Origin of the sequence: Geomicrobium sp. JCM 19038 (assembly GCF_000698125.1) — a bacterium.
Lineage (GTDB): Bacteria > Bacillota > Bacilli > Bacillales > Marinococcaceae > Geomicrobium_A.
Genome location: NZ_BAXA01000009.1, coordinates 25,529 through 51,888 on the forward strand (window position 1 = coordinate 25,529; position 26,360 = coordinate 51,888).

Sequence of the window (26,360 nt, forward strand, 5' to 3'; positions counted from 1 at the left end):
GTCCTAATCCCGTGCCCCATCAGTCCGTGTTCTTGCGTCGTTCACCCGATAAAAACGATCTTTAATATACGCCAATTGATCTTTTGGAATGCCTACGCCTTCGTCTTGAATCGTGAGACGATAGTGTTGGTCTTTCCAGGGGATCAATGATACGTAAATTGTCGTAGCAGGGTTAGAATAGTGAATGGCATTATCCAGTAAGTTACGAACGACTTGCTCAAGGCGTTTGGCATCACCAGTAATGATTGCAGCATCATCTAGGTTTCGCTGAATTTGAATGTTATGACGGTTTGCCGTAATTTCCATACGTGTAATAAGGTCATGTACGATTTCAGCAAACGCGACAGGTTCTTGCTCAATCGTATACGTAACACTTTGAAGCTTCGTTAAATCAAGAAGATCATTCGTGAGGTGTAACATTGATTCAGTTTCCGATTGGATAATCGTAATTCCCGTCTTTTGATCAACGACATTTTTCTCAATAGCTTCTGCATAGCCTTTAATATAGCTAAGAGGCGTTCGAAGCTCGTGAGACACGTTACCGATAAAGGTTCTACGAGTTTTCTCTTCTTCTTCCAATGTTTGTGCTAAATAATTTAATGATTCACCTAAGCGTTTCAACTCAATTGAACGCGGTTGATGATGTACGCGTTCCTGGAATTTTCCTTCGGCCATCTTTAGAGCTGTATGCTGCATTTGTTGAATCGGCTTAATAGCTTCTAAGGAGATTACCCTCCCTGTCACAATTAACAGTGCAATGACGATCGCGAGTAAGAGTAACGCAAGTACACGTAATTCACCTAGCGGTTCGTACACACTAGCTAACGGTTGAGAGAGAAGAATCACACCAGTGAGTTCTTGGTTTTCATTGAGCGGAACCGCTACACCGAGAATCTCTTGATCGTAACTAGGGTGATTTCGTAACATCACGACTGTTTCACCCGATTCAAGCGCTTGTCTCTCCGTTGCATCAACGAAATCAAGGTGAATGCCACCGTTGTCCGAATTGCCTTCTGAAATTAGAGGGTGCTCGTCTGTAAGAAAAGCAACATCAGCACCTAAGCTTTGGTCGGTCCACTGTACTCGCCATAAAAACGCACTCTCTGAGTCATAATTATGATAGACACTTTGCAATTCCTCACCAGAAGTCATCAAAGAGTTAATTTGTTCATCGACATACAGTCGTTCATATAAAAACGAAATCACATACATACCTACAAAAACAATGGTTATAAAAAGTATTCCTAACGCCAACCAAATGCGAACATGTAATGATTTAAATCGTTCCATTAACTTTGAAATTTATAGCCAACTCCCCAAACTGTAGAAATCATATGTTTCGCAGATTTCAGTTTTACCCGAAGTGTTTTAACATGTGTATCGACCGTTCTTAGTGTCGATGGTGAACCATCCTTGTCCCATAAAATCTCATGCAAATGCTCTCTAGAAAAAACGTGAGAGGGATGCTCACAAAGAAAAAGCAACAAGTCGAATTCTTTTTTTGATAAAGAAAGTCGCTCACCATCGACTGTCACAGTTCTAGAATCAACATGGATCATCAAATTCTCAAAAGACAAGACGTTCTTTTGATTTGAATGTCCAAAACGCCTTAAAACAGCTTGGATTCTTGCCAGCAGTTCCTCAAGTCCAAAAGGTTTTACGATGTAATCATCTGCACCGAGCCGAAGTCCGTGTACCCGTTCTTCTTCTTCGCCTCTAGCTGTTAGCATAATAATTGGAATGTCTGATTGTAGACGGATCTCATGACAGAGCTGAAATCCATCCATGCCAGGCATCATCACATCTAATAACACAAGCTGAATTTTTTGTGTACGAAGAATTTCCAGAGCCTCAACCCCGTTAGAAGCGGTAACGACGTCGTAACGTTCAGCTTCAAGTACAGGTTTAATTAGCTCAATTAATTGTTTTTCGTCATCTACGACTAAAATCAACATGTCTTTACTCAAAATGGACCCCCCAGAGCTTCATTTTCCTCTGTATCTTCTTAGTATAGCCAATCCATGATTGTCTCGTACACCGGTCTGTATTTTACGTTAGCATATCGTAAAATTGTGAAGTAATTGTGAGCTTTACGAAACGAAACTTGGAACTTTAAATGGACGAACCTCACGGAAATTTCACAAGTATAGAATAGAGTAAGAGGAAAGGAGTTGATCGATGTGTTGAAGAGATCCTTAGTAGCCGTTGCAAGTTGTGCAATTCTGTTTGGGTGTTCAAATGAAGAAGTTGATAATAATGCCACGAATGAAATGATGGAAATCGTTGAAGTAGACGTATTATTTGATTATGAGTTCGAAGAAACTGGAAATCACGAACTGGCCGTTCGTATAAGTCAAGGCGACGAAGCGATAGAAAATGCCCAACACGTAGATTTTGAGATTTGGAAGGCAGATGAACGAGCGAATGGTGACATCATCTCCGCATCACACGTTGAGAATGGAGTCTATGAAATTAACTACACATTCAATGAAAGTGGTGCCTATTTCGTTCAAACACACGTGACCGCAAAAGGATATCACGTAATGCCACTCAAAGGAATACTCATCGGAGATTATACGAAACAAGACCAGTCAAGAATTGAAGAAGGACCAATGGAAGATCGGTCAAATTATGATCATAGTGAGATCGACGCTACAAAAATTGATGGGTGAATATCTAGTACAAAAAATGATAAAAGGAGAATGTTCGACGAAGATACCTTCCCTTTAGCAGTGCAATACTTAGTCAACGGGCATATAATTACTTATCAAAGTAAAAACCAGAGGTAGCGAAAGGCTGCCTCTGGTTTTATATGAATTACAACGTCTTCTTAATATCGTCTTCAAGTTGTGCTGGCTTGTCCTTTGGTGCGAAGCGTTTGACGACATTACCGTCTCGGTCGACGAGGAACTTTGTGAAGTTCCATTTGATATCTTCACCGAACAATCCTTTTTGTTGTTCCCTTAGGTGCTTAAATAATGGGTTTGCGTCTTTTCCTTTAACATTCGTTTTTTGGAAAAGAGGGAACGTGACTCCGAAATTAAGCTTGCATGCTTCTTCCATTTCTTCGTCTTTTAATGGTTCTTGATTCATGAATTGATTGCTTGGGAAACCGAGAACTCGTAATCCTTGATCTTTATAGTTTTGATGCAACTCTTCAAGTCCATCAAATTGATTTGTAAATCCACATTTTGAAGCCGTGTTTACGATTAGTAAAACGTCTCCATCGTATTCAGACAGTGGGAAGTCTTCTCCATCGGGCTTTTTAACGGTGTAATCAAAGACTGACATGTAGAAATCCTCCTTTTCTCCATTTTATCTGATTGTAAAGGCTAAAACAAAGCAATGCGCTCATACAATGCATTGTCAGAACATAATAAAAATCATGGTACACTGTATAGGGAAAAGGGGGAGTATACGTTGAAGTTGAATCATATCACCTACTCCGTTTCAGATTTGGCTCGTTCTATGGCACTCTTTGAGAACGCGCTAGGTGCGAAACGTTGGTAGAAGGTGAAAAGATGGCGTATTACGATATTGGTGGTGTTTGGTTTGCGTTAAACGTACAACAAGACATTAGCAGAAACGAAATTGAAGAATCGTATACTCATCTTGCGTTTACCGTGACTGAAGAGGAATTAGAAGAACAGAAGGAACGTTTTCAAAGGCTAGGTATATCTTATACGCTTGGTCGCCCAAGAGATAAAGAGCACGAAGGTGACTCGATTTATTTTAGAGATCCTGATGGCCATTTATTTGAATTCCATACAGGCAGTTTAAAAGGGCGAATCAAATATTATAAAGATGAAAAGAAGCCGATGACGTTTACGGATTAAATATCATGACAATTAACGATTATATTTTGCTTATTCTGAGTATAGGATTTATCATCGCGGCGTTCGATTATGTGCTAGGGAATAAGTTTGGACTCGGCAATCAGTTTCAGCAAGCCTTTGCTATGCTCGGTTCGTTAATGATTGTCATTGTCGGAATGGTTACGATAGCGCCGATTATAGCAAATGGTCTTGCGATTGTAAGTGAACCATTATACATATATACAGGAATTGATCCAGCGGCAGTCATCAATACGGTCTTAGCACTCGACATGGGTGGCTATGCTATGGCAGAAACGTTGTCGTATAGCGAGGAAGCAGCATTGTTCGCTTGGGTTTTACTTGGGACGATGTATGGACCTACACTGTCTTTTACCGTACCAGTAGCACTTGGAATCATTCATAAAGATGATGTGAGTTATTTCATTAGAGGAATCTTATTAGGTATTATTTGTGCGCCAATCGGCTGTTTGTTAGGAGGGTTCGTGGCAGGCTTTCCATTGTCGATGATGCTAATAAACTTAATTCCAGCTATCGGGGCTTCAATTATTATTATCATTGGACTCTCATGGAAGCCAGAAGGGACTGTACAGATCTTTACATGGTTAGGGCGCACAGTGACAGTGATCGCTGTCATTGGATTAAGTGTGCTAATGATGGACGCCATTTTTCCAGGCGTCGAAGTGTCTGGAATTACACCAATTGAAGAAAGCATGGCGATTGTAGGACGTATTGTTCTCGTACTAGCAGGAGCAATACCGCTAACGTATTTACTGTCAAAAGCATTGCGTAAACCATTGCAATCATTTGGCGAACGAATAGGGATCAATAAAGAGAGCAGCACAGGGCTGCTCGCGTCTCTCGCTCATGCGATTCCTGCATTTCATCTTTTTCACGAGATGAACCCGAGAGGAAAAGTACTCGTGGCCTCGTTTGCAGTAGCTGGAGCGTTTGTATTTGGGGGGCACTTAGGTTCGTGGCTGGAATTGATGCCGATTACGTGAGTGCAATGGTCGTAGGCAAGTTGACTGCAGGCGTCTTGGCACTTGTCGTCGCTTATTCTGTTACAAAGTCAATGCCTTAAGCTTCTTTAACGAGTTGTTGGTAGCGAGTCTGCACATGGTGCAGCTCGTTTTTTTGTTGTTCTTGTTGAGCAGTGACTTGTTCAAGGAGTTGATTAACAGTATTTTCCATATCCTCGACTTGTTGTTTTGATTCAGTAATTCGATTGTGTACTGTAAGGTCAACGATAAAGCCATCGAAGAAGTAGTCAGCGAAAGTAAGGAAGTTGCCAATCTGTAACGAATGATCGGTTAATTCTTCAAGGTCCATAAGTTCTTCTTGAAAATGACGAAGTGAAGTTTGAGCTTTATGAATATCATCACTCGCATCATCCATTCGTTGGTGTTTCAACCCAGTCGCAATCATGCCTCCAAAGAAGATATCGTAGGTTGAGTAATTTCTAGCACTTTGAATCGTGTTAAGCGCATTTTTTATTGCTGACGCGGCTTTCTCACCTGCAGCGAAAACGTCATCTAACTCATTAAGTTCAGCATAAAGCTGTGCTTCTCTTACTTCGAAATCACTCAATTGTTGGTGAAGCTCAGGATTGTGCTGAATGAGTGATAGACGCTTTTCTTCAAAAACGTGTTCATAATCGTCTTTCGCATTTTCTAGTTGTTGTAAATTGCGTTTGTATTCGTCTATTTCTCGTTTTAAATCTTCGACTGTTCTTTCGGCTTCTTTAAATTTCAGTTGTGTCGATAAAACAGATTGTTGTCGTTCATCAATTTCATCAATCTTTTTTCCTACAACTGTGTAGAATAACGTAGAGAATGACAAACGTTCCAATTGCTCGACTCGTTTTTCTAAGGAATGGAGTTCTTCTAGTAAAGTATTCTTCTTAGCCGTTTCAGTTTGTAAATACTGTTCTGCTCGCTGTAAATCTAAGCTCCATTTTTTATATAGAAGTTTGTTGTTTTCTGCCTCTATCAAGGATTTCCGTTGAGTTTCAAACATTTTTGACCCTCCAATTCGTTATTTCCCGGGCAATTACTTCGCTCCAGATCGTTGCAACCGTTTAGATTGTGTATGAGCAAAAATCCCGAATAATGTATAAACAATAAATAAAGATAATGGTAAATAAAAATGTAAGGAAAGGGGTGCTAATAAAAAAATCGTACTAATTGCTACAATCGTAACACTAAAAATCGTATAAAGGTGCGTTTGATAGACCCACATATACGGGAAAAAATGAGCGCCATACATAACGCCAATAGCAAACAACAATTGCATTGGCTGCACTAACGCGAAATAGATGATAACTGGAATGAAAAACAATTGAATGCCGCTGATAATACCGATGAGCATCGTGAAAGGATTATTCTTAGGATATAAATCAACGTGTAAAAACTTTGCTAGTAAAACACCTAAAGGAAGTACAAAAGCTAGGGAATAGAGATAGATCCATGGAAATGCTGTTTCAGGCAAGAACGTCGTGCACAATGCTACAAAAAGCCAATACAGCGATCCTGCAAAAAGCATTGGAGAACCTAATCGAGAACGATCTGCTAAATCACTATGGTAATGCAATAAATCGTTCATAGCTTCCTCCTCTTTTAGTAGGTTACGAACATTATCCCACAGCTAGAATTACCTCGACAAGATCATCTTCAAACTTGCTTTTAAAAACGATTTGTTTTCATAATGGGGAAAAGAAGGACGGAAAGTAGGGATCATATGACTACGATTTTACTCGCTGATGATGATGCAAATCTACGAGGTTTTGTGAGAGAGCATTTGGAGCGTGAAGGGTATCATGTTATCGAAGCAAAAGATGGTGTTGAAGCCCTCGAAGTGATGGAAACAACCCGAATTCAACTTGCAATTGTTGATCTTATGATGCCAAAAATGTCGGGGTACGAGCTCGCTGGGCAACTACGTGAACACTATGAAATCCCCATTCTCATGCTTACAGCAAAAGACCAATTACGTGATAAAGAGCGTGGGTTTGCTGTAGGGACTGATGATTATATGACGAAGCCTTTTGAAGTGAAAGAGTTAGCGTTTCGTATGAAAGCATTGCTGCGTCGATATCACAAACCGAATGAACAAGAAATTAGTGTAGGCGACTTGGCGATTGACCGGAAAAGCTTTGAAGTTCGTTGTGAAGACCGGACGATGTTTTTGCCACTAAAAGAATTTGAACTACTTTCTCAGCTGGCTAGCTTCCCGGGCCGTACATTCACGAGGGAAATGTTGATTGAACTTGTGTGGGGGTTTGATTATGAAGGAGACGACCGCACGGTTGATGTACATATTAAGCGATTACGGGAACGTTTTAGTGAGATTAGCAAATCAGTGCACATTAAAACCGTTCGAGGTGTCGGGTATAAGTTGGACGTGCATTCATGAGAAGTTTTTATGTGCGCATGCTCTTGATTACATTTACGGTCATGATTTTAAGTAGTTTATTAGCTTTTACTCTAGCAAATGGTTATTACCAATTCGTATTACAAGAGCAAAATGAAGAAAAGATTGAACAAACTGCGCGAGATGTAGCTCAGTTTCTAACAGATTTGCCTAGCACGTATCACGAAGATTACTTGATTCATGCGGGAGAGTTAGGTTATCAAGTCACACTTTTGCAAGAGAGTGGTTATTCAAGCCACTATGGTACACCTTACCGTGATGCTTCAATTCCGGGTGAAGTAATAGCCGAAGTGTTAGAAGGAACGGTATATCGAGGAATCACAGCACAAGAGTTTGAGTGGTTTGTGACAGGATTCTTTAACAACGTTGCGACAAACACGATCGGGGTCCCAGTTCAGATCGAAGGAGAGCGCTATGCATTATTTATCCGTCCAGATGTTGAACAGAACCTCGGTGAGTTCCGTTCATTTTTAGCGATTCTTCTCGTATTAACTCTTTTGTTTAGTTTCCTGTTTATTGCGATTGCAGCGAAGCGAATCGTTAAACCGATCGTGTCGCTAACCGAAGCTACAAAGCAAATATCAGAAGGTGAATTTCAAGTAGATTTAAACGTAAGAAGGCAAGATGAGATTGGTCAATTAGCGAAGCACTTCAAATCAATGAGTAGAGAATTGGGTCAACTCGATGCGATGCGACAAGAGTTTGTCTCGAATGTGTCTCATGAAATTCAATCACCATTAGCAACAATTTCGGCTACGTCTCATGCGTTACAAGCAAACGACATCTCAGACAAAGAGCGAATCACCTACAGTGAACTCATTGAAACAGAAAGTTTGCGACTATCATCGCTGAGTAAGCAATTGCTCACATTGGCATCGCTCGACCAAGAAACAGACGTTGTGAACAAAGAAACGATCGATTTAGAAGAACAAATTAAAGGAGTTGTGCGTTCGCTCATTTATCAAGCTCAACAAAAGGACATATATATTCAGTTGGATACGTTTCCGTATACGATCACGGGTGATCCTCTGTTGCTTCACCAAGTATGGGAGAACCTTATTTTTAATGCGATAAAATTCACTCCAACCGGTGGCACAATTCACATTACGTTTAAAGACGATCAGGTGTCGATTCAAGACAATGGAATTGGCATGACTGAACAGCAAATCAACCGCGTCTACGAGCGTTTTTATAAAGTAGATGAGGCGAGGACAAATGAGCAGAACAGCACAGGATTAGGATTATCAATCGTTAAGAAGATTGTCGATTTGCATGGTGCAGACATCAACGTGACGAGTACAGTTGGTATTGGCACAACATTTACCGTCACGTTTTAGTGTTCATTTTCCGTTCATATTCCACCTTTACCGTTTAGTGCAGCGAAAGCAATTCTAAATGTGAGAAGGTGGATGTTTTGTTTTTAGCCTTAAAAGAACTGCGATATGAAAAGACTCGGTATGCACTCGTTGCTGGGATTATGTTTCTCATTTCTTTTCTAGTTTTATTTGTGTCTGGTTTAGCACAAGGGTTGGCGTTTAACAATGCGTCTTCGCTTGAGACGATGAATGTTGATCATTTTGTGCTTGATAAAGAGGCTGAACATCAGCTAACGAGGTCTCTCGTTTCTGATGAAGACCAGCAAGTAATTGAAGATGGAGAGGTTGACGCCACACCTTTTGGTCTTCATATGACGATGCTCATTCGAGAAGAGGCAAGTAACGTTGATGTTGCGATGATGAGTGTTGATTTAAACTCTCCAATTGCTCCAACGATCATTGAAGGTCAAACACCAAGTGAAGGACAAGCGCTGATTCATGAATCCATTCAAGAGGAAGGCATTGAGATTGGAGATGTTGTTACGGATAACGCTAGCGACATGGAATTCGAAGTGTCGGGTTTTACAGAAGATCAGACATTTAGCCATGCGCCAATTATGCACGTACATGAAGAGGACTGGCGAGAAATGCGTGATGGAGAGTTTATCGTAAGCACAATTGCCATTCACGGAAGTGAAGAAGAAGCGGCACAAGTTGGAGAGCAACTAACAGATAGTGAAGTCATTACATTGGATGAGGCTCTAGCAGGAATACCTGGCTATAGTGCCGAGCAAGGGTCACTTACGATGATGATCGTCTTTTTGTACATTATTGCTGCGTTTGTACTCGCTGCATTTTTCTATGTGATTACGATTCAAAAATTGAATCAATTCGGCATTATGAAAGCGATCGGTTCACCAGTAAGCGTGTTGGCAAAATCCTTGCTCGTACAAGTGATGGTTCTTTCAGCAGTCAGTCTAACACTTGCAATCGTTGTAACGTTAGGTGCTTCACAGATTATGCCTGAAGGACTTCCGTTTCAGTTAACAGGTACGATGGTTGCTATTAGTGCAGGATTATTTCTTTTAACAGCAATTGTGGGCTCGTTGTTGTCACTGTATAAAGTCGCAAAAGTTGATGCGTTAGAAGCCATTGGAGGTGGGAAATAATGAACGCAAAATTATCATTACAACATGTGCAAAAGACATTTATAGACGGTGACCGAACGTTGACGGTTCTAAAAGACGTTTCTTTCGACATATTTCCCGGGGAATTTGTTGCGATTGTCGGACCGTCCGGTTCAGGTAAAAGCACGATGTTATCGATTGCAGGTGCACTGTTGTCACCATCTTCCGGAAAACTTTTACTTGATGGAAAAAACATCGCCGATGCGAGCGAAAAAGAACGACAACTCATTCGACTCCACCAAATCGGTTTTATTTTTCAATCATCACATTTGCTTCCGTATTTAACAGTCAAAGACCAGCTCATGCTTATGACTCGACTGAGTAAGGAGTCAAAAAAAGACGCAGAACATCGAGCAGAACGCTTGTTAACCGAACTGGGTCTTCACCATCGACTCCACCATTACCCAGAACGCTTATCAGGAGGTGAACGCCAACGAGTAGCAATTGCCCGCTCATGGATGAACGAGCCGGACTTAATCCTTGCCGACGAACCAACCGCAAGCTTAGATACAGAACGGGGTCAACACGTCATTGAGCAGCTAGCTCAGCAAGTGAAACAGAAGAAGCGGGCCGCAATCATGGTCACTCACGATGAACGAATGCTCGCGTATTGCGACCGCGTCATCACGTTAGAAGACGGCGCAGTGAGTTAGCAAGCGAAGGCGTGGGTGTACAAGCGAGGACGATAGTGTAGCAAGCGGGGGCACTAGTGTAGCAAGGGAAGGCGTGGGTGTAGCAAGCGAGGACGATAGTGTAGCAAGGGAAGGCGTGGGTGTAGCAAGCGAGGACGATAGTGTAGCAAGCCAAGGCGAGCATGCACCACGCGTCTAGCCGTCAAAAGACAAAACGTAGCCATCCCCCGATTAGCCCCTGTCACAGTTCCATATGAAAAACCGCGGACCTTCAAAGGGTCCGCGGTTTAGTTTATATTGTTTGTTCTTCTTCAATTGGTGGGCGCTTGAACGAGAAGATCGCAAAACCAAGCGCGATAATAACTAGAATACTACCGGCAATTGGAGCAGCTTGTACGGAAATGCCGTTAACGACGAGCCCACCGACACCTGAGCCGATTGCGATACCGAACTGTAATGCTGATGTGTTCACGCTTTGTTGGATATCTGACGTACTTGGTGCTGTCTTAATAAGGTACCCTTGTTGAGCTGGTGCGATGGACCAGCTTAGCATTCCCCAAATAACAACGGCAATTGTGAAAAGCACGATTGAGAAGGTTGTAAATGGATGAAAGCGAGAACGAAGAAGAACAGGATGATGAAAATAATAACGGTGCGCTCGGGCCCGATGCGGTCAGTTACCCAACCACCAATTCCACCGCCACTTACTGCAGAAATACCGAAGACGAAGAACGCAACGCTGACCCAGAAAGGCTCGACTTGCATCGTTACATTTAGAAACTCTGCAAAGTACGCGTAAAACGTGTAGTGTCCGGCTAAAACGAGTAAGGTGACAATATGAGCGGTCGAGAGCTTTACGTGTCGTAACGAGCGAAGTTGTTCACGTACGGTGCTCACTTGTTCAGGTTTAATAGGATCAAGGAATTTCATAATGACGAGTGCAGCGATGAGTGTCATAAATGCAATGATCAAGAACAGGATTCGCCAGCCGAATGCTTCGCCGATTAAAACACCGAGCGGTACGCCGAGGACGAGCGCTGAGCTAACGCCCATTGTAATAATTCCGATGGCGCGTGATTTATATTCAGGTTTTACAATTTTTGGTGCAATGGTTAGCGAGAGCACGATAATTAACGATGCACTCATTGCAGTGATGACTCGAAAGAAGACGAGTATCGCGTAATTTGGACTTAGAAATGCCCCAATATTAGCAAAGAAAAAGATCGTTAAGGCGATAAGGTATAAGTATTTTCGTTCATATTTGCTCGTTAATGAGAGTAGAACGGGTCCACTTACGGCAAAGACAAGTGCAAAGATGGTAATTAATTGACCGGCGGCACCGACAGAGACGCCGAGGTCTTCGGAGATGATCGGGAGAATACCTCCGATGATCAGTTCGACCATTCCAACGACAAATGCTGAGACTGCTAAGACATAGACTTTGAAGTTCATGATGTTCCACCTTCTTCTTTGTAAAGAAATCTAACTGCTCCATTCTACTGTAGTTAAATCAAAACAACAAGTTCGACACACGAAACATAAAAAACAAGCGACTTATAGTAAGTCGCTTGCTAAAAAGTTAGAGGATGACTGCAGCTATCCAGCCGAAAATCACGAGTGGGATATTAAAGTGTAAAAAGGTCGGTACACACGTATCCCAAATGTGGTTGTGCTGACCATCTGCATTTAAACCGGCACTTGGACCGAGTGTACTATCAGATGCTGGAGCACCTGCATCACCAATTGCGCCTGCGGTACCAATTAAAGAAAGGGTTGCGAGCGGGCTAAAGCCCATTGCAGCACAGATTGGGACGAATAGTGCAGCGATAATTGGTATAGTTGCAAACGATGATCCAATCCCCATCGTAATGAGTAAGCCGATTAGAATCATGACGATCGCAGCTAAACCTTTACTATCACCCATCCAATTCGTCGATACTGCAACAATTTGTTCGACATGACCCGTTTCACGAATAACTTCTGCAAAACCTGATGCCGCAATCATAACAAAGCCGATGAATGCCATCATTTTCATTCCTTCAGTAAGGAGTGCATCGGACTCTTTAAAGCGAACCGAGCGACTAAAGACGAGCACGATTAAACCGGCTACACCAGCAAAGATCATACTGTCATAGAGTAGTTGAATGATGATGGTCGCAACAACGGCAATAATGGCACTGATAAGTGAGTAGACGGAGTACGTTGCTTGCTCACCATTTTCCTGACCGGCTTCAAGTGGGCGGTTTTCATACTGTCTAGACTTTCGATAGGAGAAGAACACTGCAACGAGTAAACCGAAAAACATTCCAAGTGTTGGGATAAGCATTGCAGTAGTCATTGCAGTGGATGACTCAAATATGTCGGAGCTCATCCCATTTGCTTCAGTATTTTCTATGACGATGCCGTGGAAAATAGCGCCGAAACCAAATGGCAGTAGCATGTATGGTGCTTTTAATCCGAAAGTCATAACGGTTGCAATGGCTCTGCGGTCAATCGCTAATTCATTAAGAACTTGCAGAATTGGCGGGATTAGAATTGGAATAAAAGCAATATGAATAGGAATCGCGTTTTGTGACATACATGAGATTGTAAAGATAATTAAAAAGATCAGCGCTTTCGGCAACGCTTTGGAGCGCGATTCACCCTTTTTACCGACAATTTTAATTGAGATGTCCACAAGTAAGCGGGGCAAACCAGTTTTGGAGAGCGCAACAGCAAACGCTCCGAGTACTGCATAACTAAGAGCGATACTGGCACTATCGCCGAGACCATCGGAAAATGTCTCTATAGTCCCTTCAAACCCTAATCCACCGAGCAAGCCACCGACGAGGCTGCGATGATGAGGGAAATAACGACATGGACGCGCATTAAGCTTAAGACAATCATTAATAAAACGGCAATAACGACAGCATTCATAGAAATCATCCTCTAAAATACTTTAGTTCGATAAATCACTAATACGATAAAATGTATGCTATCATTGCTCCTTCATTTTTGTCAATACAAAAAAGCAGCCGAGAAGCTCGGCTGCAACAACTTAAACGGAATAATCACTGTTTTCATTTCGAGTCGTAAGATTTAAGCGTCGGCGTTTATGTTTTTTCATTAAGAATGTTCACCAGACACATCTTTTACGTTATGAACAACGATAAAAGCGTGCTCATCGACTTCCTCGATGATCTTTTTTAAATAAAAAAGACGTGGGGTTTGAATCACAATATAAATCACATCACGTGATTCTTTCGTGTACATGCCGTGCCCTGAGAAGACCGTTGCGCTAGCTGACATTTTTTCGATGACAGCATCTGCGATTTCCTCGGCACGAGGAGAAACAATGTTCACAGCTTTTCTAGTATTGATTCCTTCAAGAATAAAATCTGTCGCTTTTTTGCCGATAAAGAGTGCAACGATCGTATACATGGTGAGCTGAGGACCGATAACAAACATTCCACTTAAAACAATGAGAAGGTCCAACACAAAGTTCGTGGCAGTTAAATCCCAGCCAAATCGGTAGTTCAACATTCGTGCAACAATTGAAGTACCACCCATCGTAGAGCTCCCACGAAAGATCAAACCGAAGCCAAAGCCAGTAAGTAACCCAGCGAAAATCGCTGCAATCAGTGGATCATCAATCGGTTGACCAAGATTCTCTGTGAAGTAAATGAATAACGACAATAACGGAATGTTCAGAATTGAAAGCATGACCATTCTTCTTGGTAACAATCGGTAACCGATGATGAGTAGAACTCCATTCACGATTAATGTAACGAGTGCAGGGGATAACTCCACCGCGTAATAAAGCAGTAAAGATAAACCAGCAACCCCACCTTCTGCCAGTTGATTTGGCATTGAAAGTAAAGTGATGGATAAGGCAAATAAAAACGTTCCAGATGTCATGAGGGCTAAATCTTTAGCGATTCTCACGCAAAACACTTCCTTTCTCTCTCTATTGGAATTGTTGTAGGCGAGATTATCTTAACACTTCCATTGTGACAAATTTCGTACTTTTCCTTAAAATGAAGTGAGAATAACTGGAAAGGTTGTGATGTGTTGAAAGCGGTAGGGTTTTATAAAGGCTCACAATTACAGGATGTTTCGGTCGAGAAGCCAAAAGCGACGGGGCGTAATCTCGTAGTCAGTGTCCAAGCAGTGTCGGTGAACCCGGTTGATACGAAGCAATTTAAGGCAGGAACTGAAGATGAGAAGCATCCAAGAATTCTTGGGTATGATGCATCTGGAATCGTTGAAGAAGTCGGTGAGGAGGTTACATTGTTTATGCCCGGCGATCACGTCTATTACGCAGGTGATGTGACGAAAGCAGGGACAAACAGTGAGTATCATCTTGTAGATGAGCGAATCGTTGGCCAAAAGCCGGCATCATTGTCTTTTGGTGAAGCTGCAGCAATGCCACTTACGACAATTACAGCTTACGAAGGGCTGTTTGATCGCTTGAATGTTTCAAAAGATGTTGAGGACAATAAAGGAAAACAACTACTGATCGTAGGCAGTGCAGGAGGTGTCGGTTCTGTAGCCATCCAGCTCGCAAAAAAAAGTTGGCTTAAATGTGATTGCCACAGCCTCTCGTACGAAAACGTCAGAATGGGTGAAGCATCTTGGTGCAGATGTTGTCATTAATCATCAGCAACCATTGGATGAACAATTAAAGAAACATGATATAGAGTACGTTTTTTGTTGTACACATCTAACGACGCATTGGGATGCCATTTGTGAGGTTGTTGCTCCAGAGGGCAGGATTGTGAGCATCGTTTCTGAAGAGAAGGTTGACCTTAATAAGTTAAAGACGAAGAGTGTAACGTTTTCTTATGAATTCATGTTCACACGTGCAATGTATGAAACGGAATCGATGATTAAACAACATCATCTATTAAATGAGGTAAGCAAGTTCATCGATCAAGGTGAAATTCAACATACGATGACTGAAGTTCATTCTCCACTTACCGCACAAACAGTCGCTAAAGCACATGAGAAACTTCAATCACAATCGATGATTGGCAAGCTTGTTATCGAGATGAAGAATTGAACAATTTTGTTCAATTCTTCTCTTCTCTACTACATAATGTGAATATTTTTCAGGATTGAAATTTTATATTAACGAAGATAAAATAGTTGAAGACGTGTGCCAACATATGCCTACACAGAACGTTCACAAGCTTATTTGTAGAATGACGGTTTTTTTATAGAAATCATGGTAAACTAACGAAAGATACTTAGTCGATAGGAAAGAGGGGGAACATGCGGAGTAATGTAAAAGTCAACAAAACGATGGATAAGGCTGCACCTGCGTCAGCGACTGCCTCTCTATCCATACCACGACAACGTACTTCAAAAGTAATCGCCGAAACCGTAAAGACAGGCATTGTTAAGTCGAACTTAATTGCGATGTTTGCCGGTATGGCGCTAGCGCTTTATGCAAATCAATTAAATCCACTAATTATGATTCCTGAAATTGTGCTTGCGACAATTGGTTCAGCTTTTGTCATCGGTGCAGCAGGAACATTTAATAATTTATATGATCGTGACATTGATCGAATTATGGAACGGACGAAGAATCGTCCTACCGTGACAGGAGTTATGTCACTGCGAAACGGATTAATCTTCGGTAGTGCACTTGCGATTTTAGGACTCATATCATTGTTTTTTGCGTCACCACTTGCAGGATTGTTCGGGTTCTTAGGGCTGTTTTTGTATGTAATTCCATACACGATGTGGACAAAGCGTCGTACCATTTATAACACTGAAATTGGAAGTCTCTCGGGTGCAGTTCCACCGTTAATTGGGTGGGCAGCTATTTCAAGTGACATGATGAGCCTGGTGTCTTAGGACTCTTTATCGTCATGTTGTTATGGCAGATGCCACATTTCTATGCGATTGCGATTCGTAAGCACGATGAGTACAAGGCAGCATCTGTACCGATGTTACCAGTCGTTAAAGGATTAAGAAGAACATATTTGCAAACGAACTTTTACTTAGTGTTGCTGATTGCAGCGAGTTTCTTGTTCTTGCCACTAAGTCTAGGAATTGTGCTCGTAGCCCTTCTTCTAAGTGGAGCATGGCTCGTACTGAGCATTGTGGGCTATCATAAGATGGATGAGCAGAAATGGGCACGTGTGATGTTCATCTATTCGTTAAATCATATGAGTATTTTATTTGCGACAATTATCTTGTATTGCATTGTTGCAACGGTCTTTTAAAACGTTCAAAAAAGATGAATGGTGAACACCATTCATCTTTTTGGCATCTAATGGCGAACTAAACATTGCAACCACACTCCTGGTTCTGCTTCAGAGATGTAGTCGTGAACAAAGCCAAATCGGCGATAAAGATCAATGGCAGGTGTGTTGAGGCTACCGGTTTGAACGTGAATTGGTCCTGATTTACTTGTCGTTAAGATGTAATCAACGAGTCGGCTCGCGACACCTTTTCGAAAGTGTGTTGGTACAACACAGAGCCGAGTGATTTGATAATGATCTTCCCGTTTTTCGTAAGCGATAAACCCGAGTAAGTGATCATCATAACAACCAATAAATGTTTCTTGGCTCATCATAATCGTATCTATGTTATCGTTCAGATAAGGAATCCCATCAAAACCGATAATTTTGGATTCTTCTTTATACGCAGGGCATTGGACGGAAAGGATGTCTTTTGCAGTTGACGTATTCGTATGATCCAAGCGACAAAGTTGCATGCATGGCCTCCCTATATTGACTCAACTTTAATCATCTTAAAGAGTATTCTAGCATATTTGACTAATGATTATTGCCGGAATCGTCAATTAATTCATCTACATCTTATGAAGAAGGCATGAGAATTGCGCACGTCCTCAAGAGTTGGTGAGAAATAACAAAATGCTTACGGACAGTTTAATGATATGATAATAGATATGTACTAGACACGAGGAGGAATTTCGTTTGACTCAACCAAACTTGCAAATACAACAAGTGATTGAAGCAGTAGAACAAGTCGTCATCGGGAAGCGGGAAACGATAAAGCTTGCTGTGATTGCGCTCTTGGCGAAAGGGCATGTATTGATTGAGGACGTACCAGGGGTAGGGAAAACGATGCTCGTGCGTGCGATTTCTAAAGTAACAAATGCTGAGTTTCGTCGAATTCAGTTCACACCGGATTTATTACCATCTGATGTTACGGGTGTTTCAATATACAATCAAGACAAACAAACCTTTGAATTTCGTGCTGGACCAATCATGGGCAACATTGTGTTAGCAGACGAGATTAATCGATCGTCACCAAAAACACAATCTGCTCTTTTAGAGGCATTAGAAGAAGGAAAAGTGACAATTGACGGAGAAACACACCAGCTTCACGATCCATTTTTTGTAATGGCAACACAAAATCCAATTGAGCATGGTGGAACGTATCCTTTGCCTGAGGCACAGTTGGACCGTTTTCTTTTTCGAATCAAGATGGGTTACCCTACAGAAGCAGATGAGTTGGAATTACTCTCAATGACTGAACATGGCCATCCAATTGATCATTTGCAACCCGTTATTCATGTGGACGATCTTGTCATTATGCAAAAAGAAGTTCCAGCAGTCTATGTAGACGGGGCCGTTAAGCAATACATCGTCTCGCTTGTACGGGAAACACGTCAGCTCGAAGGCGTAGAGCTTGGCGTTAGTCCACGTGGTGCTATTGCTCTTATGCGTGCGAGTCAGGCGCTTGCTTATGTTGAAGGTCGCAGCTATGTGTTGCCAGATGATGTGAAGTATCTTGCACCTTATGTACTCGGTCATCGTCTTGTTGTCGATACCGATTTACTTTCTGCACAATCTGAAGATGCAGAGAAAATTGAACAGGTATTGCGTAAAGTAAGTGTTCCTACTGCGTCGAAGGACTTTGTGCGATGAAACGAAAAATCGGCTCACTGATTAAGCAGTTGGTGAGGACGTTACTTCTTTTATCAATGTTAGTCATTTTGTATAGTTACGCCATGTTTCAAGGGGGATTTATTAGTTGGTTCCTCTTTTATAGTGTAACAACGGTTGTTGTGTTAGGGTTTGTGACTGCACTTTTTCCACTTCGCTTCATTTCTGTAGATCGGTCTATTCAAAAGCCGTATCTTGAGAATGGCGATCATGCAACGGTAAAAGTTACGATCACAAAGAACGTACCGATTCCGCTTTTTTACCTTGGAGTGTACGATGCACCTCCCAACTCCATTCGCGTTGAAAGTCATCCAGGATCGTTTTTCTTTATGCTTTTTAAAAAGAAACAAACGTATAGTTATGTGATTCGTGGTGACCAGCGGGGTGTACACACCTTTACAGAAGTGGAGCTTGAGACTGGTGACATGATTGGTCTTATTAAACGAAGACGAATCGTTCGGGTAGACAACGAGATTCGCGTTTATCCAAAGCGCGCAAGCTTGCCCATTGCATTCTCAAGTCTTCGTAAAGCAATTAAATTGCAAAACGAAGGCAATTCGAGTCGGCGCATGACATTTAATGAGACACTCGATTTCTCACATTTACGTGAGTATGCACCAGGCGATCGCTTATCAACCATTGATTGGAAAGTAACCGCAAGACGAGGAGAACTCGCGACTAAAGAATTTGATACTGAAGACCCGAAAGGGTTTACTGTATTGCTCGATTGCCGCGCGGAGACTGATGAGCAGTTAGAGACAGCTGTTGAATGGTCTGCAGGGCTTGTGCACCATTCATTTACTGAGAAAGATATTATGAACTTTGCAGCAATCTCATCGACACCACTTGCACTCAACAAGACGTATGAACAAAAACAACTGCGACAAGTGATGAACGTGTTAACGAGTGTCGAGAGAGTCGACTTAGATGAGAATGTTCAACTGCATCGATCGTTTTCTTTGTTACGTACGATCGTTTACGTTGCGCCGACAGTGACTGAGAAAACGACTGCAAAACTAAAACAGTTGGCTGCAAGAGGGTACAAGCTCATTGTTCTTTACGGAGATGACGGGAACAAGGCAGGTCGTGTACTCAGACAATTGGACGTCCATCCGCTTTTGATGCCGATCACTAAGAAAGATAAACGTAGGAGGCGAGCTTCATAATGAGTAGAGATACTTCATTGTTCCGCCACCCCCATTTAGCTGTTTTATACGTATTAGGGTTTTTATTACTGGCTGAGTGGCTATTTCCACTTCCGCAGTTTACAGATACAGGTTACGTGCTTGTATTTCTCATGTTGGCAGGTTTCTTCTTTATTCTGAGTGCGATCCCGATGTCTACGTGGTTGCGCTTGCCACTTGTTGTACTTGCAATTTTAGTATGCTTAGACGTCATTTTCTTTACCGAAACCTTTATGTCATTGGCTTGGTGGCAGACATTTATTAGTGAAGCGGTCTCCCAAGGTAACTTGCTTCTAACAGGTGAATGGCAAACGTTATCGCCAATGTTTCGAACGTTACTCTTTATGATTATGCTCATGCTCATGAGTTTCTTGATTTACTATTGGGTGATTTATGTAAAGAGAATCTTATTCTTTTTCGCTTGTTCAGTCATTTACGTAGCAATCTTAGACACATTTACGATGTATGAAGGTTCATGGGCAATGATTCGACTCGTTGTAATCGGTTTTGTACTGCTGGCTTATCTGAAGTTGTCACGGTTAAGCACGGTTTACGCGAACATATCATGGCGTGATTGGACGCGTTGGTCGATTGGAACGACACTTGTCATCTTCGTAGCAGGTAGTGTTGCCTTCTTCGGACCGAAATTTTCACCACAATGGCCAAACCCTGTTCCTTATATACAGGCAGCAGGTGGGTTTGGAGAAGGATACTCAACTGAAAATCGCAGAATTGGATACGGTGAGCATGATGACAGACTCGGTGGAGGTTTTGAATTAGACGAATCACCGGTCATGTATGCTGAAGTGGAGGACCCTGGTTATTGGCGAGGTGAGGCTAAGCACATTTATACAGGCCATGGTTGGGAGTCAGAACAGCACGGAGAAGCCGTTGAAGAACAAGGCGAGCTTAATCTATACGAAGAACAAACAGACGTAGAAGAGAACGAAGCGACGCTCCGATATACGCCGCATTTCCAAACGCGAGAGCTCATTTTTGCACAAGGTGAATTTTTTGAGGCAACGTCTGCAGAACAACCGTTGAATTATTTTGTGGATGCAATTAGTGGACGTATTGAAATGGGATCAGGATACGATGAAGAAGTAGGGATGAACCTTTCATATCGAGAAGCTGAGTTCTCAATTGAACGCATGCAAGGTGTGCCATTCCAAGAAGGTGATGCTAGGGATCCTGAAGGAATTGAATTGAGGTATTTACAAACGCCAGAAGAGTTGCCGGAACGTGTCACGGAATTAGCTTCAGAGATTACCGATGGAGAAACAGATCGTTATCGTGCAGTTCGAGCAGTAGAAGATCATTTGCGTAACGAATACGAGTATGAAACGGAAGATGTCCCGATTCCTGAAGATGGACAGGATTATGTGGATCAGTTTTTATTTGAGAGTCAATTTGGATATTGCGATAACTTCTCTACGGCAATGGTCGTCATGCTCCGAAGTCAAGACATTCCGGCTCGCTGGGTGAAAGGCTTCACACCTGGTGAGGAAGTTGAAGACGGTACGTATCAAGTTACAAACGCAAACGCCCATTCATGGGTTGAAGTCTATTTTCCAGAAGTTGGCTGGGTTCCATTTGAGCCTACACCAGGATTTAATAATGAAGCGAACCATGCTTATACAGACTTAGAGCTTTCAGATTCACCTGATTTAGATGATCGTGATGTTCCAGATCCTTTAGAGGATGAACAGCTCGATGAAGGTGATACTAATGAGGAAGAAGAAAGTGCAGCAGCGGGTAGTTCAAATGCTGATGGAGCTATCGCCAGTATTAATCGGATTGATCAGTGTGATGCTTTTAGGTGGGATCATCGTTTTCTTCTTGCGAGAGCGTATTATCATTAACTGGATGAAGCGTAAACATCAAAATATACAAAGCACTGAGCAGTTCCAACGAGCGTATCTATCACTCCTATGGTTACTCAAATTTACTGGATTTAAGCGTAATAAATACGAGACATTATCAGAATACGCGAATCGGATCGATCAACGGTTGGATAATGAGAATTTCACGCGATTAACCCGTCAGTATGAAGATTTGTATTATGGAAAAGAGCGTTCGTCCATTACAGATGGAACGAACGAGCAATATCACCAACTGTTGCGGGATGTTCACAGTCGGATCGCGAGATAACATTGACCACTACCAAGGTTATTGATAAAATTATGTTCGTATTTTATAAGCGAAACGTCTATCTTTTAGACACGAGACAATGTCTTGATCATAAACTCACGAGGTGCAATGATGAATAAGGAAATAAACGAAACGATTGCAGTGCTCGATTTTGGTGGGCAATACAATCAATTGATTACGCGACGTATTCGCGATTTAGGTGTTTACAGTGAACTGTACCCTAATACAGTTACAGCGGAAGAGTTAAAGCAACTCGATTTAAAAGGGATCATCTTCTCGGGTGGACCGAACAGCGCGTACGTAGAAGGCGCTCCAAGTTGTGACCCTGAGATTTATGAATTAGGAGTTCCAATTCTTGGGATTTGTTACGGAATGCAGTTAATGACGCATGATTTCGGTGGGAAGGTTGAAGCTGCTAACCACCGTGAATACGGAAAAGCAACAATGACTGTACAAAATCGTGACGTAAAGATTCATAAAGGATTACCAGAAGAGCAACTCGTTTGGATGAGTCACGGTGACAAAATCGTTGCACCGCCAGAAGGCTTTATCGTTGATGCAACGAGTCCATCTTGCCCGGTAGCTGCAATGAGTAACGTTGACAAGAACCTTTACGGAGTACAATATCACCCTGAAGTTCGTCACACAGAACACGGCAATGCATTACTCAGAAACTTCGTCTATGAAGTATGTAACGCAAGTGGCGAGTGGTCGATGGAGAACTTCATCGATATGGAAGTTGAGAAGATTAAACAAGCAGTGGGCGACAAGAAAGTGCTTTGTGCACTAAGTGGTGGGGTTGATTCTTCCGTTACTGCGATGCTCGTTCACCGTGCCATTGGTGATCAACTAACGTGTATGTTTATTGATCACGGTCTTCTTCGTAAGAACGAAGGCGATATGGTTATGCAAATGTTCGAAGGAAAATTCGATATTAAAGTTGTACGCATTGACGCAGCAGATCGCTTCCTCGGGAAATTAAGTGGTGTCAGTGATCCTGAACAAAAGCGTAAAATTATCGGAAATGAGTTTATTTACCTGTTTGAAGAAGAAGCGGACAAGCTAGAGAACATGGACTTCTTAGCACAAGGTACGCTTTACACCGACGTGATTGAAAGTGGTACGGCAACAGCAGAAACAATTAAGTCACATCACAATGTTGGTGGTCTTCCTGAAGAGATGCGCCTCGACTTAATTGAACCATTAAACACACTCTTCAAAGATGAAGTTCGTGCGCTTGGTAAAGAGCTCGGTTTGCCAGAGAACTTCGTTTGGCGTCAGCCATTCCCAGGACCAGGTCTTGGAATTCGCGTACTTGGAGAAATTACAGAAGACAAGCTCGAGATTGTACGTGAATCAGATGCAGTTCTTCATGAAGTTTTAAAAGCACACGGTTTAGATAAAGAGATTTGGCAATTCTTCACAGCACTTCCGGACATGAGAAGTGTAGGCGTTATGGGTGACTCTAGAACGTACGATTACACAGTCGGCGTTCGTGCCGTAACGTCCATTGATGGAATGACTTCAGACTGGGCGAGAATCCCGCACCACGTTCTTGAAGAAATTTCAGTAAGAATTGTTAACGAAGTACCGAATGTCAATCGCGTTGTTTACGATATTACGAGTAAGCCACCTGCGACGATTGAGTGGGAATAACGTATAATGGAGATGCCTAAATAATTTTAGGCATCTCTTTTTTGGTGAGGGGGAAGGTACATGTATACAATTAAGCGACTCGATCAACTCGATGTGTCTTATAAACAACAAGCAGCGAGCGTATTAATTCAATCGTTTAAAGAAGATCTTGCAATCTTTAATAAAGATGAGCGTTCTCTTTCAATAGATATTGCCGATAGTTTTAGAAGCGATCACGTTTACGTTGCGATGATTGATGAAGAAGTAATAGGGCTCGCGGCTTTCTCAACGAAGCATCGTTATTCGCAAGTAAGTACACTGATCCGATCGGTTCGAGCTTTCGGTTTCCTGAAAGGATATTTGTTCGCAAAAGCGATTAAAACAAAGCCAGTGCCGATTGAAAGCGATCAATGTTACATTGAAGACGTTGCAACCTCACCAAATCATCGTAAAAAGGGCGTTGCCCATGCGATTATTACTCATCTCATACAACATGAACCTTACACTGAGTTTATTTTAGAAGTGTATCAAATGAACAAAGGTGCAATCTCTGTATACGAATCATTAGGGTTTGAGACGTATAGTATGGGCAAAGAGAAGCTATGGTTTATTAATTTAAGTGAAAATCAGCGGAAACAATACATGAAACGGAGCGTTCGAGCAAATTCTTTGTAAGAAGGTCACAAATCAATTATCGTAAATGATTAAGGGGGATTTAACATGAATATTGAAGTATGGTCGGACATTGCATGTCCATTTTGTTATATTGGAAAAAGAAAATTCGAGATGGGTTTAGATCAATTCTCGGATAAAGAGAACGTCAAGGTGACGTACAAAAGCTTCCAACTCCAACCGGACGCTGACGTACACACAACCGAGACGTTAAATGAACAACTTGAGAAGAAGTTCGGTCAAGGGCCAGAACAAGTTGTAGCGATGCAACAACAAGTCGTCCAACAAGCGAACGATGTTAACCTTGATTATCATATGGACGACGTAAAACCGACGAACACAGAATCCGCTCACCGTCTCATTCATTACGCAAAAGAACACGGCAAAATGGCTGAGATGAAAGAAGAGTTGCTAAAAGCGTACTTTATCGAAGGGAAGCACGTCGGTGAACACGAACAATTAGCCGTTCTTGCAGAACGAGTGGGACTAAATAAAGAAACCGCATTGACGATTCTTGAAAGCGGTGCGTACAAAGAAGCCGTACAACAAGACATCCAAGAGGGTGCTCAATTAGGTGTACAAGGCGTTCCGTTCTTTGTATTCAACCGTAAGTATGCCGTATCTGGTGCCCAACCGCCTGAATCGTTCCTTGAGGTGCTGAACAAAGTGCACGATGAAGAGAAAGATCAAGGACTCAAAGTGATGAACCAAGGCGAGGCGTGCACGGATGAATCTTGCTAATTAAGTGAACCTCAGCGATGGGGTTCTTTTTTTATTTGTGATTAGGACTTAAATACGAACGAATGGTAAATTAGTCATTTTAATGTTCGTATTTTACTTGACTTCAATGATATAGGCTGATAGTATAATTATAGACAAAATCATCAATGATACCTCATATAACAACAAGGATATGGCTTGTAAGTCTCTACCAAGACACCGTAAATGTCTTGACTATGATCGGTATACTTTTGACTTCTTTACTCTTACAAAAGTGATCGGTCGTCTTGCTTTTAGGCAGCGACTTTTTTTATTTTGAGGAAATCAGAACTTACAATCAGGGGGCAAAGAGGTTGAAGAATTACTTTGAATTTGAGAAGCACAACACATCGTATAAAAAGGAAACGCTAGCCGGTTTCACGACGTTTCTTGCTATGGCGTACATTTTAGCGGTTAACCCACTGATTCTTGGTGACGCGGGTATGGATGCGAACGCAGTCTTTGTTGCAACGGCCATTGCTGCAGCGATTGGTTCACTCGTTATGGGGGTTTGGGGGAAATACCCAATTGCACTAGCACCAGGTATGGGTTTGAATGCATTCTTCGCTTATACTGTCGTTTTAGGTATGGGGATTGATTGGCAAATTGCTTTGTTCGGAGTTTTTCTTTCTGGTATTATTTTTCTAATTATTACGTTGTTCAAAATCCGTGAAGTCATTATTAATGCAATCCCAGCTGAGATGAAGTATGCGGCGGGCGCTGGTATCGGTTTGTTTATCGCTTTTATCGGGATGCAAAACGCTGAAATTATCGTTCCAGATCCAGCGACACTCGTTAGTCTTGGAGACTTTAGAAATCCTTATACGTTCTTAGCTGTGTTTGGTGTGATTGTGACTGCCTGTTTAATGGTACTTAACGTTAAGGGCGGAGTATTCTTCGGTATGGTGATCACAGCGGTTGCCGGGATGCTTTTCGGTCTTATTTCACCTCCTTCTGGTATTATTAGTTCAATTCCAAGCTTAGCACCAACGTTTGGAGCCGCGTTTACTCATTTAGGTGAAGTTCAGTGGACGACAGAAATGATCTTGCAACTCTCAATTGTAGTACTTACGTTTTTATTCATTGATTTTTTTGATACAGCAGGAACGCTTTATGCGGTTGCAAATCAAGCGGGATTCATTAAAGATAACAAATTACCGAACGCCGGGCGCGCATTACTTTCTGATGCGTCAGCTACGTCGGTTGGTGCGATTCTCGGTACGTCAACAACGACGGCCTATGTCGAATCATCTGCTGGTGTTGCAGCGGGTGGACGAACTGGATTTACGGCGATTGTAACGGCAGGGTTTTTCCTGATTTCACTTTTCTTCTCACCGTTGCTTGAAGTTGTAACGTCACACGTTACTGCAGCTGCTTTGATTATCGTAGGTGTATTAATGGCATCCGCCTTACGCCTTATTGAATGGGATCGAATTGAAATTGCCATTCCAGCATTTCTTGTTGTGGTCGGTATGCCACTTGCTTATAGTATCGCGAGCGGGATTGCACTTGGGTTCATGTTCTACCCAATCACAATGATCCTTGCAGGAAAAGGGAAAGAAGTTCACCCGATCATGTACTTCCTCTTCTTCGTATTTGCTGGATATTTGTTCTTCTTATAACTCTAAACGTCGACAAGCGATCATCAATCGCTT

20 protein-coding genes, 6 pseudogenes and 1 riboswitch are annotated in these 26,360 nt (G+C 42.0%); of the genes and pseudogenes, 17 read left to right on the forward strand and 9 right to left on the reverse strand.

Features of this window, described 5'->3' with window-relative positions:
• Positions 1-3: 3 nt before the first annotated feature.
• Together JCM19038_RS12160 and JCM19038_RS12165 are read right to left on the reverse strand one after the other, a co-directional pair.
• Positions 4-1,206 carry a histidine kinase dimerization/phospho-acceptor domain-containing protein gene (locus tag JCM19038_RS12160; RefSeq protein ID WP_193745120.1) on the reverse strand — a complete coding sequence of 401 codons (1,203 nt, stop codon included), beginning with the start codon at positions 1,204-1,206 and terminating at the stop codon, positions 4-6.
• Positions 1,207-1,289: 83 nt separating this feature from the next.
• The gene (locus JCM19038_RS12165; RefSeq protein ID WP_152549434.1) at positions 1,290-1,955 is read right to left on the reverse strand and encodes a response regulator transcription factor; all 666 of its coding nucleotides are present in this window, start codon (positions 1,953-1,955) and stop codon (positions 1,290-1,292) included.
• A 225-nt stretch (positions 1,956-2,180) separates the two neighbouring features.
• Between JCM19038_RS12165 and JCM19038_RS12170 the strand changes: the two genes are divergently transcribed.
• On the forward strand, positions 2,181-2,672 hold the full coding sequence (locus tag JCM19038_RS12170) for a FixH family protein (protein ID WP_052361570.1): 492 nt from the start codon (positions 2,181-2,183) through the stop codon (positions 2,670-2,672).
• Positions 2,673-2,817: 145 nt separating this feature from the next.
• Here JCM19038_RS12170 and JCM19038_RS12175 read toward each other — a convergent pair whose 3' ends face one another.
• On the reverse strand, positions 2,818-3,291 hold the full coding sequence (locus JCM19038_RS12175) for a glutathione peroxidase (RefSeq protein WP_042418348.1): 474 nt from the start codon (positions 3,289-3,291) through the stop codon (positions 2,818-2,820).
• A 177-nt stretch (positions 3,292-3,468) separates the two neighbouring features.
• On the opposite strand from JCM19038_RS12175, the pseudogene JCM19038_RS21875 reads away from it, so the two are divergent.
• Positions 3,469-3,836 (forward strand): annotated as a pseudogene (locus JCM19038_RS21875) (VOC family protein).
• Between the two features lie 5 nt (positions 3,837-3,841).
• Positions 3,842-4,917 (forward strand): annotated as a pseudogene (locus JCM19038_RS12185) (ethanolamine utilization protein EutH).
• Here the strand turns inward: JCM19038_RS12185 and JCM19038_RS12190 are convergent.
• On the reverse strand, positions 4,914-5,852 hold the full coding sequence (locus JCM19038_RS12190) for a hypothetical protein (RefSeq protein WP_042418351.1): 939 nt from the start codon (positions 5,850-5,852) through the stop codon (positions 4,914-4,916). The pseudogene JCM19038_RS12185 and the gene JCM19038_RS12190 sit on opposite strands and share 4 nt — an antisense overlap.
• A 33-nt stretch (positions 5,853-5,885) precedes the next feature.
• Positions 5,886-6,437 carry a hypothetical protein gene (locus JCM19038_RS12195; RefSeq protein WP_042418354.1) on the reverse strand — a complete coding sequence of 184 codons (552 nt, stop codon included), beginning with the start codon at positions 6,435-6,437 and terminating at the stop codon, positions 5,886-5,888.
• A gap of 135 nt (positions 6,438-6,572) precedes the next feature.
• Here JCM19038_RS12195 and JCM19038_RS12200 point away from each other — a divergent pair, with 135 nt between their 5' ends.
• The 4 genes from JCM19038_RS12200 (at position 6,573) to JCM19038_RS12215 (ending at position 10,421) form a co-directional block, all read left to right on the forward strand.
• A complete protein-coding gene (locus JCM19038_RS12200; protein ID WP_042418357.1) occupies positions 6,573-7,247 on the forward strand; it encodes a response regulator transcription factor in 675 nt (224 codons plus the stop codon).
• A complete protein-coding gene (locus JCM19038_RS12205) occupies positions 7,244-8,602 on the forward strand; it encodes a cell wall metabolism sensor histidine kinase WalK (RefSeq protein WP_042418360.1) in 1,359 nt (452 codons plus the stop codon). The genes JCM19038_RS12200 and JCM19038_RS12205 overlap by 4 nt, the downstream gene beginning before the upstream one ends.
• A 77-nt stretch (positions 8,603-8,679) precedes the next feature.
• Complete coding sequence (locus JCM19038_RS12210) at positions 8,680-9,750, forward strand: ABC transporter permease (RefSeq protein WP_042418363.1); 1,071 nt, start codon at positions 8,680-8,682, stop codon at positions 9,748-9,750.
• Positions 9,750-10,421, forward strand: coding sequence for an ABC transporter ATP-binding protein (locus JCM19038_RS12215; RefSeq protein WP_042418365.1), 672 nt, complete (start codon positions 9,750-9,752; stop codon positions 10,419-10,421). Before JCM19038_RS12210 ends, JCM19038_RS12215 begins: the two co-directional genes overlap by 1 nt.
• A gap of 271 nt (positions 10,422-10,692) precedes the next feature.
• Here the strand turns inward: JCM19038_RS12215 and JCM19038_RS12220 are convergent.
• The 3 genes and pseudogenes from JCM19038_RS12220 to JCM19038_RS12230 form a co-directional block, all read right to left on the reverse strand.
• A pseudogene (locus JCM19038_RS12220) lies at positions 10,693-11,852 on the reverse strand (MFS transporter).
• Between the two features lie 127 nt (positions 11,853-11,979).
• Positions 11,980-13,316: pseudogene (locus tag JCM19038_RS12225) on the reverse strand (Na+/H+ antiporter family protein).
• A gap of 189 nt (positions 13,317-13,505) precedes the next feature.
• Positions 13,506-14,324 (reverse strand): YitT family protein, encoded by an 819-nt coding sequence (locus JCM19038_RS12230; protein WP_238554400.1) that lies wholly within the window; start codon positions 14,322-14,324, stop codon positions 13,506-13,508.
• Positions 14,325-14,450: 126 nt separating this feature from the next.
• Here JCM19038_RS12230 and JCM19038_RS12235 point away from each other — a divergent pair.
• Positions 14,451-15,441: pseudogene (locus tag JCM19038_RS12235) on the forward strand (zinc-binding alcohol dehydrogenase family protein).
• Between the two features lie 242 nt (positions 15,442-15,683).
• Positions 15,684-16,612 (forward strand): annotated as a pseudogene (gene cyoE / locus JCM19038_RS12240) (heme o synthase).
• A gap of 47 nt (positions 16,613-16,659) precedes the next feature.
• Here the strand turns inward: cyoE and JCM19038_RS12245 are convergent.
• Positions 16,660-17,106: a GNAT family N-acetyltransferase gene (locus JCM19038_RS12245; RefSeq protein WP_042418367.1), complete on the reverse strand. Its 447-nt coding sequence runs from the start codon at positions 17,104-17,106 to the stop codon at positions 16,660-16,662.
• A 223-nt stretch (positions 17,107-17,329) separates the two neighbouring features.
• On the opposite strand from JCM19038_RS12245, the gene JCM19038_RS12250 reads away from it, so the two are divergent.
• The 8 genes from JCM19038_RS12250 (at position 17,330) to JCM19038_RS12285 (ending at position 26,327) form a co-directional block, all read left to right on the forward strand.
• Complete coding sequence (locus tag JCM19038_RS12250) at positions 17,330-18,286, forward strand: MoxR family ATPase (protein WP_042418370.1); 957 nt, start codon at positions 17,330-17,332, stop codon at positions 18,284-18,286.
• Positions 18,283-19,470 carry a DUF58 domain-containing protein gene (locus JCM19038_RS12255; protein WP_042418373.1) on the forward strand — a complete coding sequence of 396 codons (1,188 nt, stop codon included), beginning with the start codon at positions 18,283-18,285 and terminating at the stop codon, positions 19,468-19,470. Before JCM19038_RS12250 ends, JCM19038_RS12255 begins: the two co-directional genes overlap by 4 nt.
• Entirely contained in the window at positions 19,470-21,350 is a 1,881-nt protein-coding gene (locus JCM19038_RS12260) for a transglutaminase domain-containing protein (RefSeq protein WP_052361571.1), read from the forward strand. The genes JCM19038_RS12255 and JCM19038_RS12260 overlap by 1 nt, the downstream gene beginning before the upstream one ends.
• Positions 21,253-21,639 carry a DUF4129 domain-containing protein gene (locus JCM19038_RS12265; protein ID WP_193745121.1) on the forward strand — a complete coding sequence of 129 codons (387 nt, stop codon included), beginning with the start codon at positions 21,253-21,255 and terminating at the stop codon, positions 21,637-21,639. Before JCM19038_RS12260 ends, JCM19038_RS12265 begins: the two co-directional genes overlap by 98 nt.
• A gap of 111 nt (positions 21,640-21,750) precedes the next feature.
• Complete coding sequence (guaA, locus tag JCM19038_RS12270) at positions 21,751-23,295, forward strand: glutamine-hydrolyzing GMP synthase (RefSeq protein ID WP_042418379.1); 1,545 nt, start codon at positions 21,751-21,753, stop codon at positions 23,293-23,295.
• 60 nt (positions 23,296-23,355) lie between these two features.
• Positions 23,356-23,949, forward strand: a complete 594-nt coding sequence (locus tag JCM19038_RS12275) for a GNAT family N-acetyltransferase (protein WP_042418382.1) — start codon at positions 23,356-23,358, stop codon at positions 23,947-23,949.
• A 45-nt stretch (positions 23,950-23,994) separates the two neighbouring features.
• Positions 23,995-24,687 (forward strand): DsbA family oxidoreductase, encoded by a 693-nt coding sequence (locus JCM19038_RS12280; RefSeq protein ID WP_042418384.1) that lies wholly within the window; start codon positions 23,995-23,997, stop codon positions 24,685-24,687.
• 134 nt (positions 24,688-24,821) lie between these two features.
• A riboswitch (purine riboswitch) is annotated at positions 24,822-24,923 on the forward strand.
• A gap of 96 nt (positions 24,924-25,019) precedes the next feature.
• Positions 25,020-26,327 (forward strand): NCS2 family permease, encoded by a 1,308-nt coding sequence (locus tag JCM19038_RS12285; protein ID WP_042418386.1) that lies wholly within the window; start codon positions 25,020-25,022, stop codon positions 26,325-26,327.
• Positions 26,328-26,360: the final 33 nt, after the last annotated feature.